The following is a 16108-nucleotide window of genomic DNA, read 5'->3' as shown; positions in this document are numbered from 1 at the left end:
AAATCGGGGTGTTTGTGAGCCTTGCCGAGCATCCAGATATCCACTTGAAACGTTCGTGGACAACATGACAGCAGGACTCACGACTGGCAAGAGAAATGCCGTTCACTGGCTAAAGTGAACGGCATTAGGCCGATTGGCCGGGGTTTTTTGTGGTGAATCTACTGTCTAGCGTGTATCCGGGCGCAACCTGAGTGTTAAACCTTTAAGAAAATTGCGTAGGAACTGATCGCCGCAACGTCGGTAGTTTTTGTGGTCTGGCTTACGAAAGAGGGCGCTGAGTTCGGGTTTTGACGTTGTAAAGCCAGCTTGTTCCAGGATGGCCAAGATATCTTCTTCGCGTAATTCGAAGGTGACTCTCAGCTTTTTCAGCACGGTGTTGTTGTGGATAGGTAGTTCAATGGGAGGAGGGGGGTGATTTTCGTCGCGGCCGCGTTTGTGGATGATGAGGCCATCGAGGAAGTGGGCCATCACATTGTCCGGGCAATCGATATAGCCTTCCTCATCTTCTTTTTTCAGGTAGGCGATGACATGAGTTTTGTCGATTTCCAGACCGCCTAACTGAATGATGCCAACAATACGAACATCGCTGATGTTGAGGATGTAGCGGATGCTACGCATCACGTCGTTGTGAATCATGAAGGGGACTTTCTGTGTATACGCTTAACGACGAATGACGCTGATGACGCCGGGGATGGTTTGTACATTATCCATGACACGGCGCAATGTTTGGGCGTCACGAATCTCCAGCGTAAAACGCATACGGGCGAACTGATTGCGAGTTAGGGTTTGTGCTGCGGTGACATTGATCTTGTCACGAGAGAACAGATCAGAAATATCACGCAGCAAGCTGGGTCTATCATGTGCTTCCACTGCAATATCGGCTGAAAACACTTGGCTTTGTTGGGGGCAGCTAAGTTTATTCCCCCAGTCGGCGGTAATCAGCCGCTCCGGCGCATTGGCGGATAGCCGCTTGAGGGTGGCACAGTCGCGGCGGTGAATACTGATGCCACGCCCCTTTGTGACAAAGCCAATCACCGCGTCGGGGGGCACAGGTTTGCAGCACTTTGCCAGCATGGTCATCAGCTTATCGACACCTTCAATCAGGATACCTTCGCCATGCGTGTCGGCTCGGGCGCGTTTGACGATGTTTTCGGCTTCGACCAGTGTGGCTACAGGTGCCGGGGCCAACGCAAGAGCCAAATCTCGCGCTGTTACTTCGTTCTGGCCTACGGCGGCCAATAGTTCATTCAGGTGTTTGAAACCAAGCTTGTCGGCGAGTTCTTCCAAGTTTGGATGGGTACCGGTACGGCCCACTTCACGGTCAAGAATGGTACGGCCGGCTTCGATTGCGACATCCAGGTTTTGTTGGCGTACCCAGTGGCGTACCTTGGTGACGGCTCGGTGACTTTTGAGATAGCCCTGGTGCAGCCAATCCAGGCTAGGGCCGCCTTCCTTCGCCGCGATAATTTCAACACGTTGGCCCGTTTGCAAAGCGGTGTCCAACGGCACGATATGGCCATCCACTTTTGCGCCTCTGCAGCGATGGCCGAGGTCGGTATGTAGGTGGTAGGCGAAATCGACCGGTGTTGATCCGTGCGGCAGTACGATCACCCGGCCCGCTGGCGTCAGGGCGTAGATGCTATCGTCGAATTGTTCTGCTTGAAACGCTTCGGCCAGCGCGGCTGTGTGGCGCCACGTGCCGAAGTTATCGGCAGATGAGCTGTCGGATTGGCCGGTATTTTGCTGGCTCATATCATCACGCCAATCCAGCAATTGGCGGAGCCACGCGATTTTCTCTTCGTAACGGGTGTCGCCCTGACCACCTTCCTTGTAGCGCCAATGAGCGGCTACACCGTATTCGGCATGCTCGTGCATGTCAAAGGTACGTATCTGTACCTCCAGGGCCTTATCGTTGGGGCCCATCACAACAGTGTGTAAGCTGCGGTAGAAGTTGCCCTTGGGTTTGCTGATGTAGTCGTCGAATTCGCCAGGGATGGGTTGCCACAGGTTATGAACAACCCCCAGGGCGGTGTAGCACTCTGGAATCGAGTTGACAAGCACGCGTATTGCGCGGATGTCGTACATCTCGCTGAAGTCGAGCCGTTTTTTCTTCATCTTCTTATAGATACTGAAGATGTGTTTAGGGCGACCCATTAGGTCGGCCTTGATACCTTGTTTGAGTAGCTCGTCACGCATAAAGGCGATGGATTCGGCAATGAAGTTTTCTCGATCTACACGCTTTTCATCGAGCAGACTGGCAATTTTCTTGTAAGTGACGGGCTCCAGGTGGCGAAAACCGAGGTCTTCCAATTCCCATTTGATTTGCCACACACCCAGCCTATTGGCCAATGGCGCGAAGATATCGAGTGTCTCGCGGGCAATGGGCACCCGGACGGCTTCGTCGCATTTTGCCAAGTAATGCATGGTCTGGGTACGCCAAGCCAGCTTGACCAACACGACGCGTATGTCTTCCACCATGGCCAGCAACATTTTGCGTACGGTTTCAATCTGCTGCTGGGCATCTTCTTTCCGGCTGGCTTCGATACGGCTTAGCGCAGCCATTTTGCGCACTTTGCTGATGCCATCAACCAGTTTGGCAACGGTCTCGCCGAAGCGTGCGCCAATTTGTTCGTAAGCATCGGGCAGGTAGTCTGGCGCACAGAAAAGCAGGCTGGCGATGACGGTGTCTGCGGATAATCGTAGGTCGGCCACGATACTGGCGGCCGCGACAGCATGAGGGAACACCGGTGCGTCGATGGGGCTGTAGCAGCGGCCGGCATACAACGTCTGAGCCCATTCCATGGCGATTGCCAGTTGGGACATTTCTTCAGGCGTGTAGCGGTCGGTCAACCGTGAAAGCCATGCTTGTGGGTCGGCAGCTTCAGCTACGGAAACGGCGAGAGGGCGGGTAGGAGCAACCATGGCGTAATTATGCCATGCGCCCTTGGCGGGCTTGGCGATGAGGACAACAGGCGTAATTAGACAGAAGACAGCAAATAAAATCCAGAAACAGTTTGCAAATGCGAATAGTTATCGATACTATTTATTCATCTGCTCAGTCAGCTCCGGCGGTTGCGATCGGGAAGCGAATGGCCTCAGTTGATCTGGTAGATGCAGCGCATTGATGCGTCCCTCAACTGCCTCAATGCGATGTGTGCGTCATCATCCAGTACGGATTACCGGCCCCCCAACAGGGGCCGGCTTTTTTTGTGCTCAACCATCGAGTTTGGGGTTATTACTTGGCGCAAGTGGGAGTTGTTGAAATTTATCTAGGGGGTGGCTTGCCCGACTTCACGTATCCAGGCAGCGAGTTGGCCCGAAGCTCGCAGTTTGGCCAAGCCGGCATTCATACGCTCCTGCAGCCATTTGGCACGGGGCGATTTAAGGTTGAAAAGCACCGCTAGGGGGCCTGTTTTTATCGGGGGTTCCAATACGATGATTGGTACGGAAGGGGCGGGCATGTTGGCCAGTAGCCACCGTGCTACATGCCGGTCAATAGGGTAGGCATCAATCCGCTCTTGGATGAGGGCTTTTACGCCCAGGTCATCATCATCAATCGTGATTGCTGGTTTACCGGAATCGCGGATCATTTTGATCAACTCGGGGTATTGGTCATACGAGTAGCCATTTGGCAAGCCGAATTGATATCCTTTTAATTGCACTTGCTTGATGGGATCCAGGGGTTTGTTTTGTCGATATAACAAGATCACATCACTGGACATGATGGATTCGGAAGCTAGGAAGTCGACCAATTTATCCGGTGTCGGTGCCCAAAGAATCGCCCCATCAAGCATGCCCCGCTTGGCGATTTCCAAACCACGTTTCCATGAAAGATAGACAAACTCGACTGTCACACCTTCTTCGGCGAGTGCAGCGCGGACGATACGTGTGCCAATTCCACCATAAGGTAGCGACTCGCCTGCGTACGGGGGCCATTCACCATTAGCCAACCGTATGGTTTCGGCCGCATTAGTCGTGGCGACCAGGACCAGAATGGCGAATAACCAGCAACAAAACCGCATCGTTTCTCCCTTGCTAGTCGACAAGGCTAAGCATGTAAAAATAAGATAGACCTAGAAACCCTTTAATTGAAGCCATTCTGCTGATTGGCCATCATGATCTATACAAAGTTGGCATAACTACGCCGCTCTCTTGCTTGTGTCTTTGGCTGCCTTGGATTGGCTTTACAAACCGATTTGTCTGAGGATAAGGCTGACGTCACTACTCGGCAACGACATACTCAGCCAACGATAAAGGTGTGCTTTTCCCGTTCTTGGGTGCAGTCAAAATATTCATTTACGAAATAGGCAACGGGGAAGAAGAGGAAGTAGCGGCTTCGCCCGCTCCATTGTCAGTACCCTGTTCAAAGTCTGCAGCGAGCGGACTTTAGTAGGGTGAAGCACAGTAAGGCATTAAACAGGTTCTTAAGGCGAGTGCGCTGCTTCTTGTAGCCAGTTGGTAAGCTGGCCTGATGCACGTAGATTGGCGAGGCCGGCATTCATGCGTTCTTGCAGCCATTTGGAACGTGCGGACGTGCGGGGAAATAGGACCACCAGTTGGTCAACCCTGATAGGGGGTTCATTTACAAGGACAGGGACGTTGGGGGCAGGCATGTTGGACAACAACCAACGTCCTACCTGACGGTCGATAGGAAAGAGATCGATGCGTTCCTGGATTACCGCTTTGATGCCTGATTCATCGTCTGCAACCACTACCGATGGTTTGCCGGATTCGCGCACCAAGCTGGTCAACTCCGGCATCTTTTCGTAGGAATAACCATTTGCCATACCAAACTGAAAGCCCTTCACCTGCTTGACGCTATTGAGCGGTTTATTCTGTCGGTAGAGCAGCACAAAATCCGTATTCATAATGGGGTCGGAAAATAGGAAGTCCGCTTCCCTTTCAGGGAGCGGAACCCAGAGGATGGCCCCAACCAGCAAGCCGCGTTTCGCAATTTCCAAACCGCGCTTCCACGACAGATAGTCAAATTCGACCGTAATACCTTCGGCAGCCAGCGCAGCACGGACAATATGCGTGCCGATGCCGCCTTCCGGCAGTGTTTCCCCTGCGTAAGGCGGCCATTCACCATTGGCCAAGCTACGGTATTGGCCGCATAGGGCGTCGTGAACAAAGCCCGTAAGGCTACCAGCCAGCAGCAAAGCCGCATCGTTCTCCCTGTGCCAGCCAAAGAGGACCAGCCATACAAATACGATAGACTGAGAATCCGGCCAATTGAAGTTTAGCTGTCTATGGGCCAAAGTGATCGGCCTTGGAACCTGTTCATGATCTTACCGCGCAGCCGTGATCAGGGTTCAGGTGCTACTCAAAATCCTCATGAACTCAAGTACATTCCGGTTTCTGTGCTGCGCTTCACCCTGCTGACAGCTGCTCGCTACAGATTGTAAGCAGGTCTAAGACTGAATAATCAAACAGCACTACTCAGTAAACCACTAATAGGGCTTGATCAGGTGTAATGCGGCTTATGCGATGCCTGGGAGTGCATTGCACAAGCTGGGCTATGCCTTTATTTTTGGCTAGCTGCGGTAAACCGGCGCTGTATGTGTCTGGGGGATTCAACTTCATCCAGAATGGCAACGGCCAGGTCAGCTGTGGAAATCCCGGCAGGTTGGTCGCCCTCGAACAATACATCGTCTGTGCCCAAGCGATACTTTCCGCTTTTGGCTCCTGGGGCGAGTCCAACAGGTGGGGAGACGAAGGTCCAATCGAGGCTGGATTCCAGTTTGATCTGATTCAGCGCTTCCCGTGCGCCAAGCGCACCTTCTTTCCATACGGCTGGAAACTCCGCTGTATCGACCAGTTGCAAGCCGGGTGCAATATACAAGCTACCCGCACCGCCCACGCTGATGAAACGTTTCACGCCAGCGGTTTTCACACCTGCGACGATGGCATTCTGGCCTTTCAAGAACAGTGCCTGTATGTCGGCTTTATCCCAACCTGGGTTGAAGGCGCTGATGACGACGTCAGCATTGGCTACTGCGGCAGCGACCTCTTTGGTGTTGTACACATCGGCTGGTACGGTTTTTAGATGGGTGTGCTTAGCCAATTTATCGGGGTTGCGACTTAAGGCCGTCACATGATGGCCGCGTTCCAGGGCTTCATTCAGCAGGGCGCTTCCAACAAATCCGGTGGCGCCGATCAGTGCGATTTTCATGGTTTTCCTTTTTTATTTCAGTTGGTTAGAGAATGAATATAAGCAACGAGGTCTTGCGTTTGATACAAGAATTGACTCGGTATGACTTGATCCTCAAATAACAAGGTGGGCACGCCGCGTAATTGGTATTGCTGCATCAGATTTTGGGCTTGTGTCATCTGGGCTACCGCCCCATCAGGCCAACCGGTGTGCATCTCCTTTTCAAACGTTTCTGCATCCAAGCCGAATTCGGCAGCGATTTGTGCGAGGGTGCTGGCATCATGGGGCATGCCGTCCCTATAGCGCAGTGCTTGAATACGGGCTAGAGCAGCAAGGCTTTGTTTGGGTTGTGCGGCAGACAGCCTAATCCATGCCTGGGTTGCGGTCGTGGAATCAAACGCGGCAGTGTGATCCCCCAGTATTTGATCGCGATAACGTGTACTGAAAATTTGGCCGGTCAGTTCGGCGATGCGTTGGTCGTTTTGCCAATAGTAGGCGGCGGCTTCCGCACTCATGGGCTGAGGTTTGGTGAATAGGCCTGTAGGCAGCAATGTCCATTCAGGTTTGAACGCAGCATCGATGCCTGCAAGCGCAGAGTGGGCGCCATAACACCAGCCGCAAAGTGGGTCGAATAATAAGGTGAGCTTGGGTTGCATGGTTTTAGTCCGTCTGTTGATGGACGTATATTGCGCATTCTTATTGATCAAATAAATGCCATAAAGCAGAATTCATTGTTCTTGATGGGAGAACAATAAGCCATGCAGCAGCCTGATTTGAATCGCTTGGCGATGTTTGCGGCAGTGGTGGAATGCGGTGGGTTTACAGCCGCCGCCGAACGCTTGGGTATGGCCAAGTCACAAGTCAGCCAGCAAGTCGCCAAACTGGAAGCTGAGCTCGGTGTTGCGCTGTTTGTCCGCACGACACGGCGGGTAGTGACAACCGAGAGTGGTGAAATGCTGTACGCCGATAGTGCACCGCTGCTGGTGGGGTTGAGCAATGCAATAGAGCGTATGAGCGGTGATGGGCAGCTGGAGGGCCGCTTACGTGTAACGGCTGGATTGGCTTATAGCGATGGCGTATTGGGAAGGGTGCTGGCCCATTTTGCGGCGTGCAACCCACGGCTGGAACTGGAATTGATAGCGAGTGATACGTCGCTCGACTTGTTGGCTGATGGGATTGACCTGGCTATCCGTGGTGGTTTCTTACGTGATTCCAGTCTGCGGGCAGTAAAGCTGGGTGGGTTTGAGCAAGTGGCGGTAGCAGCGCCTGACTTGCTCAAGCGGTTGGGCGCTTTGCAAAAGCCGAGCGACTTGAATGGCCAACCATGGATTGCTTTGAGTGTTTTATCTTCGCCATTGACCTGGACCTTCAGCCAAGCAGGGGCAGAGGCCCAAACGATAAGAGCACGTGCTGCCATGCGTGTGAACAGTGCCACTGTCGCACGTGAATGTGCGCGCGCTGGCGTGGGGTGTACAGTACTACCTGATTACATGCTGGATGCTGACCTAGCGCAAGGTGGTTTGGTACAGTTACTGCCTGACTGGCATCTGCCACGTGCCGGTATACATGCAGTTTATCCGTCAGCACCTTACTTCCCTGTCAAGGTGAGGAAACTCATCGAATTCCTGCAGTTATATCTGCATCCCGAAGCCAAAACCAACTAGTCTGCAAGCGACCAGCGTCTGCAAAAAACAACAAAAAATATTGCTGTTGCAGCGCTTGATAGAGATATATAAGATAACTCTAATTCATGTATTTGTACGCCTGATAATAAAACTTTTCTTGTCTGAAAAATCTGCAGCACGCTCAATATTTTTATGACGGCTAACTATGAAATTCGGTTGGTTTGTCGAGCCACGTCTACGACTCAAGGCGGCAATGCATGCAATTAATAATGCGCAATCTCCGAAAAACGGGTTCTACCGCCCATAACTAGGAAGCACCTAGATGAGTTTGTTGAAAGCACTGGATAAGGGGAACAGTATTGCTGACCCTCAATTCAATCGTTGGCTGATCCCCCCTGCTGCACTGGCAATACACCTGTGTATTGGCCAAGCCTATGCGTTTTCGGTGTTTAACGCTCCGCTTCACAAGACATATGGGTGGAGTATTTCCAGCTTGGGCTGGATTTTCTCACTCGCTATTGTCTTCCTCGGCTTGTCGGCGGCATTTGGTGGGAAATGGCTGGAACGCGTGGGACCACGCGCTACCATGTTTACTTCGGCGCTGTGCTTTGGCGGTGGATTTTTGATCTCCGCTCTCGGTATCCATCTGCAACAGCTCTGGCTGATCTACCTGGGCTATGGCGTTGTGGGCGGGATAGGCCTAGGCCTTGGCTATGTTTCCCCCGTCTCTACGTTGATCAAGTGGTTTCCCGATCGCCGCGGTATGGCTACGGGCATGGCCATCATGGGCTTTGGTGGCGGCGCGATGATTGGTGCGCCGTTGGCAGTGATGTTGATGGACTATTTCAAAACTGACACCACGGCGGGCATTACAGAAACTTTTGTCGTGATGGGTGTGGTCTACACCCTTTCGATGATGGTTGGAGCGTTTACGGTGCGTCTGCCTGCGCCCGGTTGGAAGCCTGAAGGTTATGTCGAGAAGGAAAGCAGTGACAAACTGGCCGGTGATGCCTACGTGCACGTCGATAGTGCACATCGCGCCCCGCAGTTTTGGTTGTTGTGGGTCGTGTTGTGCATGAATGTAACGGCGGGTATCGGTGTGCTGGGACAAGCGTCGTTGATGATCCAAGAAGTGTTCAAGGAGACAGTAACTGCCGCTGCTGCTGCAGGTTTTGTTGGTCTGCTTTCGCTATTCAATATGGGCGGGCGTTTTTTCTGGTCGTCTGTTTCTGATTTGATCGGACGCAAGATGACTTATCTCGTTTTCTTTTTGCTTGGGGCGTTGCTCTATGCGCTGGTGCCATCCGCTGGTGCTGAAGGCAACGTGCTCTTCTTTGTTGTCCTTTATGCCGTGATCCTGTCGATGTATGGGGGTGGGTTTGCTACGATCCCGGCTTATCTGTCGGATATCTTTGGTACGCGCTTTGTCGGTGCAATCCATGGCCGCTTGCTGACCGCTTGGTCTGTCGCCGGTGTATTGGGCCCCATCATCGTGAACTACATGCGTGAATACCAAATCGAACAAGGTGTCGCCAAGGCATCGGCTTACAACACCACCATGTATGTGATGGCGGCGTTACTGATTGTGGGCTTGGTCGCCAATATGCTGATCAAACCTGTCAATACCCGTTTTGTGACCAAGGAGGCCTGAATCATGACTGCCAATGCCAAGGGTGTGATCTTGTGGTTGTATGTTTCATTGCCATTGGTCTGGGGGGTTTACCAGACCCTCAGGAAGACCATGGCGCTCTTTAATTAGTAAAGAACTCGTCAAAGTCTGCCGTGTGTCAGCCTCCGAAAGCTGTCCGTTACAGGCTTTGAACAGGTTCTAAGTCGTGATCGAGAGACCCGTAACCGCATAGCGTGTACGGGTCTTGTGTCCGTCGGTAAGGAAGGTTTCTTACCTGACATGAGGCTCGGGCACCATGTGGAAAGATGAAAAATAGGCGGTGGCAATATGCCAACCGGGATGAGGGAGCGATGGCATGAGCAAACAGTCGATCAAGTTTTACAATAAGCCGGCCGGTGGTTGGGGTGCCTTGCGTAGTGTGTTCAAGCACTTGCGTGAGCAAGGCAGTATGAGCCATGGCGTAAGCACCCTGCTGCATGTCAACCAGCCCGATGGCTTTGACTGCCCCGGCTGCGCATGGCCCGACAAAAATCACCATTCCACGTTTGAATTCTGCGAGAACGGCGTTAAAGCCGTTGCGGCTGAAGCGACCGAGCGGCGGGTCAGCCGTGCCTTGTTTGAAAGCCATACGGTGTCGCAGCTGGCGGCGCACGACGATTACTGGTTGGAGAACCAAGGCCGGCTGACGGAACCAATGTGCTACGACAGCGCGAGCCAACGCTATGTGCCGATCGACTGGCATGGTGCTTTTGCCCTGATTGCGCAGCACCTGAATGCATTGGCGCACCCTGACCAAGCCTTGTTCTACACCTCGGGCCGCACCTCGAACGAAGCGGCCTTCCTCTACCAGCTGTTTATTCGCGAGTTTGGCACCAATAACCTGCCCGATTGCTCGAATATGTGTCACGAGCCTTCTGGCACCGCCATGCGTGAACAAATCGGCATAGGCAAAGGCACGGTGACGCTGGAAGACTTTGACCATGCCGAAGCGATATTCATTTTCGGGCAGAACCCTGGCACCAATCACCCGCGCATGCTGGGTACTTTGCGTGATGCCGCCAAGCGGGGCTGTCGCATTATGGTGTTTAACCCGTTGCGTGAGCGGGGGCTGGAGCGCTTTGCCGACCCACAAAGTCCCATCGATATGCTGTCGAGCCAAGGCAGCCAGATTGCTTCGAGCTACTACCAACTGAAAATTGGTGGTGATCTGGCTGTCGCCAAAGGTATCGCCAAAGTGGTACTGGAGGCAGGCGATGTCGACGAGGCGTTTATTGCCGGCCATACCGATGGTTTTGCTGAATTCCAGGCCGATGTACTGAGCGAGGAATGGGCAACCATCGTCGAAGAATCCGGCTTGAGCGAAGCGCAGATTCGTGAGGCGGCGGGTATCTACATCCAAAGCGCCGCTACTATTTGCACCTGGGGAATGGGCATTACCCAGCACAAACATTCGGTGGCCACCATTCAAGCCATAGTCAACTTGCTGTTGCTCAAGGGCAATATTGGCAAGCCAGGGGCTGGGGCGTGCCCGGTGCGCGGCCATTCGAATGTGCAGGGCGACCGCACCATGGGTATTTTCGAGCGGCCCGCGCAGGCATTCCTCGACAGACTCGGCATAGCTTTTAATTTCACCCCGCCACAGAAACATGGCTACGACGTTGTCGGGGCAATCGAAGCCATGCTGGCAGGTGACGCCAAAGTGTTTATCGGCATGGGTGGCAACTTTGCCGTGGCGACACCCGATGCCGACCGTACCAAGGTGGCTTTGCAGCAGTGCGATCTGACGGTAAATATCACCACCAAGCTCAATCGATCCCATCTGGTGCATGGCAAGGCGGCGTTGATCCTGCCCTGCCTGGGGCGTACCGAAATCGACATCCAGGACAAGGGCCCGCAGGGTGTTACGGTGGAAGATTCGATGAGCATGGTGCATATCTCGGCCGGCATGAATCCACCCGCTTCAGACCGGCTACTGTCTGAACCCGCCATCGTTGCACACATGGCGCTGGCAACCCTCAAGCACAGCAAAACCCCGTGGCTATGGTTGGTTGAGGATTACGACCGTATTCGTGACAAGATTGCCCAGGTGGTGGAGGGCTTTGAGAACTTCAACCAGCGCGTGCATGTGCCCGGTGGGTTCTACCTCGGTAATTCCGCGCGTGAACGTGACTGGCGTACTGCCACAGGCAAGGCGCGCTTTATGGCGCATGCGGTGCCGACCGACCTGCCCATCAAATCTATGCGTGCCCAATACGGCAGCCAGCCAGTATTCAACCTGATGACGGTGCGCAGCCACGACCAGTACAACACCACGGTTTATGGTATGGATGACCGTTATCGGGGTGTATTCGGCCACCGCAGGGTGTGCTTTATCAATAAGGTAGACCTCGCCCGGTTGGGTTTCAGCGCGGGCCAGTGGGTGGATATGACCTCGGTGTGGCACGACGGAAAACGCGAAGCCAAGCGCTTTTTGCTGGTTGAGTACGATATTCCGGAAGGCTGCCTTGCAAGCTACTTTCCCGAGACCAATGGCCTTGTCCCGTTAAGCAGCATGGCGGACCGTGCGCGTACACCGGCCTCCAAGTCAATACCGGTCATATTGACACTGAACACCGCTGAGACCACGGTGGCCTGATGGAAAACCTGCTGATGGCGATTGTTGCCCTCTTGGTCGAACGTGATGGGATGTCGGACAGTCAGATTGCTAAGAAGCTCGGTATTGGAATGAGCCAGCTTAACCGGGCATTGGCTGTTTTGTGCAGCAATGCTGAACTGGGTGGCCTGGATTTCGTGGCAACACGGCAGGAGGGCAAGCGCCGTACGCTTTGGCTGACTGCCAAGGGGCATGAATTATGTCGAAGCTAATGATCGCTCCATCGGGATACGAAGCAGTGACGGCGCTGCGGATTGAACGGGGACAAGCGCAATCAAGGGCCGAGTCGCTGGCGGAAGAAACCCCCATCGCCCTTGTATACAACGGTATTTCCCAAGCTGTGATGATGGCGACGCCACTGGACTTGGAAGACTTTGTACTGGGCTTTTCGCTGAGCGAGGGCATTATTGCGCATGCCGGTGAGCTGTTGGATATCGAGTCGGTCTCCTCCGAGCGTGGGATCAGCATGGAGTTGCGCATTACCGAGGCGCGCTTCCAGCAGCTGAAGGCGCGGCGACGTAGCCTGACAGGCCGCACCGGGTGCGGTCTGTGCGGGCAGGAGACACTGGAACAGGCTATCCGGCCGATTCCGAAAGTGAATTCGAACTATTCATTGGCGCCCGCCGAGGTGAGTCAGGCTGTCGCCCACTTATCGACCCAACAGCCGCTCAATGCTATCACTGGGGCGGTGCATGCTGCGGGCTTATGGCAGCATAGTGCGTTTCTGCTGCGTGAAGATGTGGGCCGGCACAATGCGCTCGACAAGTTGATAGGAGCCTATGCGTGGTTGACGACGCGTGATGGTCTTGTCGTGATCAGTTCACGAGCTTCCTATGAGATGGTGCACAAGGTGGCGACAGCCGGTTTTGCCATCGTTGCGGCGATATCAGCCCCGACGGCGCTGGCTGTCAAACTGGCTGATGAGGCCGGGGTTTGCCTCATCGGTTTTACCCGCGAGTCGCGCATGACGGTTTATACCCATCCTCAACGTTTGACAGGTATGCAGGCATGATGGAAGTGGTTCACCCACTACCCGATGCCGTGATTTTGTGTGGCGGGCAAGGTCAACGAATGGGGGGGCGCGACAAGGGCTTGATAAAGTTGGCTGGCCGGCCGCTCTACCAGCATGTGCTTGCGCAGCTAACGCCCGATGGGATTGGCCAAGTCTACCTATCCGCCAACCGTAACCAAGCAGTTTATGCCACCAGTGGCCTGCCAGTCTTGACGGATAGCCGTCCCGGTTACCTTGGGCCGCTGGCGGGTATCGAGGCTGCGTTGATGGCGAGCCAGGCGGATTGGCTGCTGGCCGTACCTTGCGATATGCCGCAATTGCCCCTTGATTTGCTGGCCCGGCTATGGGAGATGCGCGATGCCGCGCCGATCATACGAGCGACAGCGGGTGACAGGGTGCAACCGTTGTGTTGTCTCATTCAACGGACTGTATTGCCGGCGTTGCAAATGACACTGGATGCCGGGCAGCGTGCGGTGATGCCATGGCAGAATTCGGTAGGCGTTGTCGAGGTCGCGTTCAATGGGGATTGGATGAACGCCAACAGCCCGGCGGCTTTGGCGAAATTGGCATTGGATTAGCGGGTTCAGACGCTAACTTGGGTGGCTGGAAAGCAGAGTAAGCCTAGCCGAGGTCCGCCTGCAATATATCCACGAAAGCTTGGCCGTAGCGCTCCAGCTTTTGCGCGCCCACACCGGAGATATGCGCCATTTCTACCAAGCTGCCGGGCCGTGCGTCCAACATGGCTTTCAGGGTGGCGTCGGTAAAGATCAGATAGGCCGGCACGCTTTGCTGGTCGGCCAGTTCGCGGCGTTTAGCACGTAGCGCCTGCCATAGGCCCTCGTCGGCGGGGATGATGTCGAGGCTGGTGGGACGTTTCTTTTCGCGTTCCGGCTTTTCGCGTTTCTTTTCCGGCAAGCCGCGCAAATGCAGTTCCAGCTCACCTCGCAAAAGTGGGCGTGAGGTGTCGGTAAGTTGCAGGCCGCCAAATTCAGGCTCGGTTTGCAGAAAGCCAGCGGCCAGTAACTGCCGTAGCACTGAACGCCAAGCGGTTTCCGAAAGATCGGCCCCGATGCGAAAGGTACTGACCTGATCGTGGAAGTGCTGTTTGACCTTCTCGGTGGCTTTGCCCAGCAGCACGTCAATGATATGCCCCGCGCCAAAACGCTGGCCGGTGCGGAAGACACAGCTGAGTGCCTTGCGTGCGGCGTCGGTGGCATTCCAGGTTGTCGGGGGCGTCAAGCAGTTATCGCAGTTGCCGCACGGTTGAGATGCTTCGCCAAAGTAGCCCAGTATTACCTGACGGCGGCAAACCACGGTTTCAGCCAGCCCGAGCATGGCGTTGAGTTTCAGCCGCTCCACCTGCTTTTGCGCTTCAGGGGCCTGGCCGCCCTCTATCATTTCCTTGAGCTGCATCACGTCGTTGAGGCCATAGGCCAGCCACGCGTTGGAGGGCAAGCTGTCACGGCCGGCCCGGCCGGTTTCCTGGTAATAGCCTTCCAGACTCTTGGGCAGGTCGATATGCGCCACGAAGCGCACATCCGGCTTGTCGATGCCCATGCCAAAAGCGATGGTGGCTACCATCACAATACCGTCCTCACGTAGAAAGCGGGTCTGGTTGCGGGCGCGTACATCCGCCGCCATGCCGGCATGATAGGGCAGGGCGGTAATACCGTTGTCGGACAGGAATTGCGCCGTGTCTTCCACCCGCTTGCGCGAAAGGCAGTAGACGATACCGGCGTCGCCATCATGCTCACGCAGGATAAAACCCAACAGCTGCTTCTTGGCGTTGTCTTTCTCGACGATGCGGTAGCGGATATTGGGCCGGTCGAAGCTGGAAACAAACTGCGCGGCGTCTTCCAGCGCCAGCCGTTGCACGATTTCGCGCCGTGTGGCAGCGTCGGCGGTAGCGGTCAGGGCAATGCGCGGTATCTTGGGAAAGCGTTCGTGCAGCAGCGACAAGCCAATGTATTCGGGCCGGAAGTCATGCCCCCATTGCGACACGCAGTGGGCTTCATCAATGGCAAATAGCGAGACCGGGCCACTTTCCAGCAGGCCAAGGAAGCGCGGGGTCAGTAATCGCTCGGGCGCCACATACAGCAGCTTGAGCGTACCTGCCATGAAGCGCCGTTCGACTTCGCGGGTTTCGTCCAGGCTTTGGGTGGAGTTCAGGAAAGCGGCATCCACGCCCAGTTGGTGCAAACCTTCAACCTGGTCCTGCATCAGCGCAATAAGTGGGGAAACGACGACTGCGCAGCCCTCACGCAGTAGGGCGGGTATCTGATAACAAAGTGACTTCCCGCCGCCAGTTGGCATCAGCACCAAGGCGTCGCCACCCCCGGTCACCTGGGCGACGATTTCGGCTTGGCGGCCGCGGAAACGCTCGTAACCGAAGACGGTTTGCAGCAGGGAAAGAGCTTGATTGGTAGAAGTCACAGAGGGGCGCACAGCATAGGGTGCGGCATTATAACCGCCCGCTTCGTGGCAAACGCGATCTGAAAAACGAATGTCGGTGCAGTCTTATTGCTTTTTCGGCACGCTGATGGTCAGTGTGTCGCCACGCATGCTGACTTCCAGATGTCGGAGGGCACTCATGCCGAGCAATATTTCGTCCGGGTCGCCAAAGTTTGGCGCAATGCTGGCGGGGATATTGCGTAGGACGATATCGCCGAGGCGAAGCTCATCAAGGCGGGTCAGGTTGCCTTCGATCATCCCATTGGCGGTAGAGATGGTGATCGCAGCGCCACGGGGTAAACCGAGTTTGTTGGCGAGGCGGCTGTCCATCGCGACACCACTCGCGCCGGTGTCGATCATCAACCGCACCAGCTGACCATTGATGCGGCCTTCCAGGCGATAGTGCCCGTCACGGGCACGCTGCAATTGGAGCACTTGGCCGCTGAGATTGCTGATCCGGTTGGGCATGTCTTGCCGTTGGATCAACCAATCAATCGCGACATAAAAACCAGCCATCACCAGGAGCCACAGTACAACTGTGGGCCCCCAGTGACGCCACCAGGCGGTGCTTAACATGCTGCCGTTG

General features: G+C 54.9%; 15 protein-coding genes and 1 pseudogene. 8 read left to right on the top strand and 8 right to left on the bottom strand.

The annotated features are described in order from the left end of the window. Window positions 1-165: 165 nt before the first annotated feature. The 4 genes from CSQ89_RS07315 to CSQ89_RS07300 all read right to left on the bottom strand — a co-directional run bounded on the left by CSQ89_RS07315 (window position 166) and on the right by CSQ89_RS07300 (window position 5258). Complete coding sequence (locus CSQ89_RS07315) at window positions 166-636, bottom strand: DUF1456 family protein (RefSeq protein WP_099405518.1); 471 nt, start codon at window positions 634-636, stop codon at window positions 166-168. Window positions 637-660: 24 nt separating this feature from the next. Next, window positions 661-2922, bottom strand: a complete 2262-nt coding sequence (locus CSQ89_RS07310; RefSeq protein WP_099405517.1) for a RelA/SpoT family protein — start codon at window positions 2920-2922, stop codon at window positions 661-663. Between the two features lie 347 nt (window positions 2923-3269). Next, entirely contained in the window at window positions 3270-4022 is a 753-nt protein-coding gene (locus CSQ89_RS07305; RefSeq protein WP_099405516.1) for a substrate-binding periplasmic protein, read from the bottom strand. Window positions 4023-4424: 402 nt separating this feature from the next. Continuing rightward, a complete protein-coding gene (locus tag CSQ89_RS07300) occupies window positions 4425-5258 on the bottom strand; it encodes a substrate-binding periplasmic protein (RefSeq protein ID WP_158228932.1) in 834 nt (277 codons plus the stop codon). A 24-nt stretch (window positions 5259-5282) separates the two neighbouring features. Between CSQ89_RS07300 and CSQ89_RS23485 the strand changes: the two genes are divergently transcribed. Then, a complete protein-coding gene (locus CSQ89_RS23485) occupies window positions 5283-5405 on the top strand; it encodes a hypothetical protein (protein WP_255408623.1) in 123 nt (40 codons plus the stop codon). Between the two features lie 119 nt (window positions 5406-5524). Here the strand turns inward: CSQ89_RS23485 and CSQ89_RS07295 are convergent, their stop codons facing one another. Together CSQ89_RS07295 and CSQ89_RS07290 are read right to left on the bottom strand one after the other, a co-directional pair. Continuing rightward, the gene (locus CSQ89_RS07295) at window positions 5525-6172 is read right to left on the bottom strand and encodes an NAD(P)-dependent oxidoreductase (protein WP_099405514.1); all 648 of its coding nucleotides are present in this window, start codon (window positions 6170-6172) and stop codon (window positions 5525-5527) included. A gap of 17 nt (window positions 6173-6189) precedes the next feature. Continuing rightward, a complete protein-coding gene (locus CSQ89_RS07290; protein ID WP_139022799.1) occupies window positions 6190-6807 on the bottom strand; it encodes a DsbA family protein in 618 nt (205 codons plus the stop codon). A gap of 102 nt (window positions 6808-6909) precedes the next feature. Here CSQ89_RS07290 and CSQ89_RS07285 point away from each other — a divergent pair, with 102 nt between their 5' ends. The 7 genes and pseudogenes from CSQ89_RS07285 (at window position 6910) to mobA (ending at window position 13649) form a co-directional block, all read left to right on the top strand. Then, on the top strand, window positions 6910-7815 hold the full coding sequence (locus CSQ89_RS07285) for a LysR family transcriptional regulator (protein ID WP_099405512.1): 906 nt from the start codon (window positions 6910-6912) through the stop codon (window positions 7813-7815). Between the two features lie 292 nt (window positions 7816-8107). Beyond that, window positions 8108-9421 (top strand): annotated as a pseudogene (locus CSQ89_RS07280) (L-lactate MFS transporter); the annotation flags it as partial. 9 nt (window positions 9422-9430) lie between these two features. Further along, window positions 9431-9535 (top strand): MFS transporter small subunit, encoded by a 105-nt coding sequence (locus tag CSQ89_RS23990; RefSeq protein ID WP_099405510.1) that lies wholly within the window; start codon window positions 9431-9433, stop codon window positions 9533-9535. Between the two features lie 226 nt (window positions 9536-9761). After that, window positions 9762-12041 carry an FdhF/YdeP family oxidoreductase gene (locus CSQ89_RS07270; protein ID WP_099405509.1) on the top strand — a complete coding sequence of 760 codons (2280 nt, stop codon included), beginning with the start codon at window positions 9762-9764 and terminating at the stop codon, window positions 12039-12041. Then, complete coding sequence (locus tag CSQ89_RS07265; protein ID WP_099405508.1) at window positions 12041-12271, top strand: ArsR family transcriptional regulator; 231 nt, start codon at window positions 12041-12043, stop codon at window positions 12269-12271. Before CSQ89_RS07270 ends, CSQ89_RS07265 begins: the two co-directional genes overlap by 1 nt. Next, the gene (gene fdhD, locus CSQ89_RS07260) at window positions 12259-13071 is read left to right on the top strand and encodes a formate dehydrogenase accessory sulfurtransferase FdhD (RefSeq protein WP_099405507.1); all 813 of its coding nucleotides are present in this window, start codon (window positions 12259-12261) and stop codon (window positions 13069-13071) included. The genes CSQ89_RS07265 and fdhD overlap by 13 nt, the downstream gene beginning before the upstream one ends. Further along, the gene (mobA, locus tag CSQ89_RS07255; protein WP_099405506.1) at window positions 13068-13649 is read left to right on the top strand and encodes a molybdenum cofactor guanylyltransferase MobA; all 582 of its coding nucleotides are present in this window, start codon (window positions 13068-13070) and stop codon (window positions 13647-13649) included. The genes fdhD and mobA overlap by 4 nt, the downstream gene beginning before the upstream one ends. A 43-nt stretch (window positions 13650-13692) precedes the next feature. On the opposite strand, the gene recQ is transcribed toward mobA, so the two are convergent. Further along, a complete protein-coding gene (recQ, locus tag CSQ89_RS07250; RefSeq protein WP_099405505.1) occupies window positions 13693-15504 on the bottom strand; it encodes a DNA helicase RecQ in 1812 nt (603 codons plus the stop codon). A gap of 84 nt (window positions 15505-15588) precedes the next feature. Continuing rightward, on the bottom strand, window positions 15589-16098 hold the full coding sequence (locus tag CSQ89_RS07245) for a retropepsin-like aspartic protease family protein (RefSeq protein ID WP_099405504.1): 510 nt from the start codon (window positions 16096-16098) through the stop codon (window positions 15589-15591). Window positions 16099-16108 lie beyond the last annotated feature (10 nt).

Source organism: Chitinimonas sp. BJB300, assembly GCF_002735695.1.
Lineage (GTDB): Bacteria > Pseudomonadota > Gammaproteobacteria > Burkholderiales > Chitinimonadaceae > Chitinimonas.
Note: the sequence above shows the minus strand (reverse complement) of the source record. Positions and strands in the feature narration are given on the sequence as shown.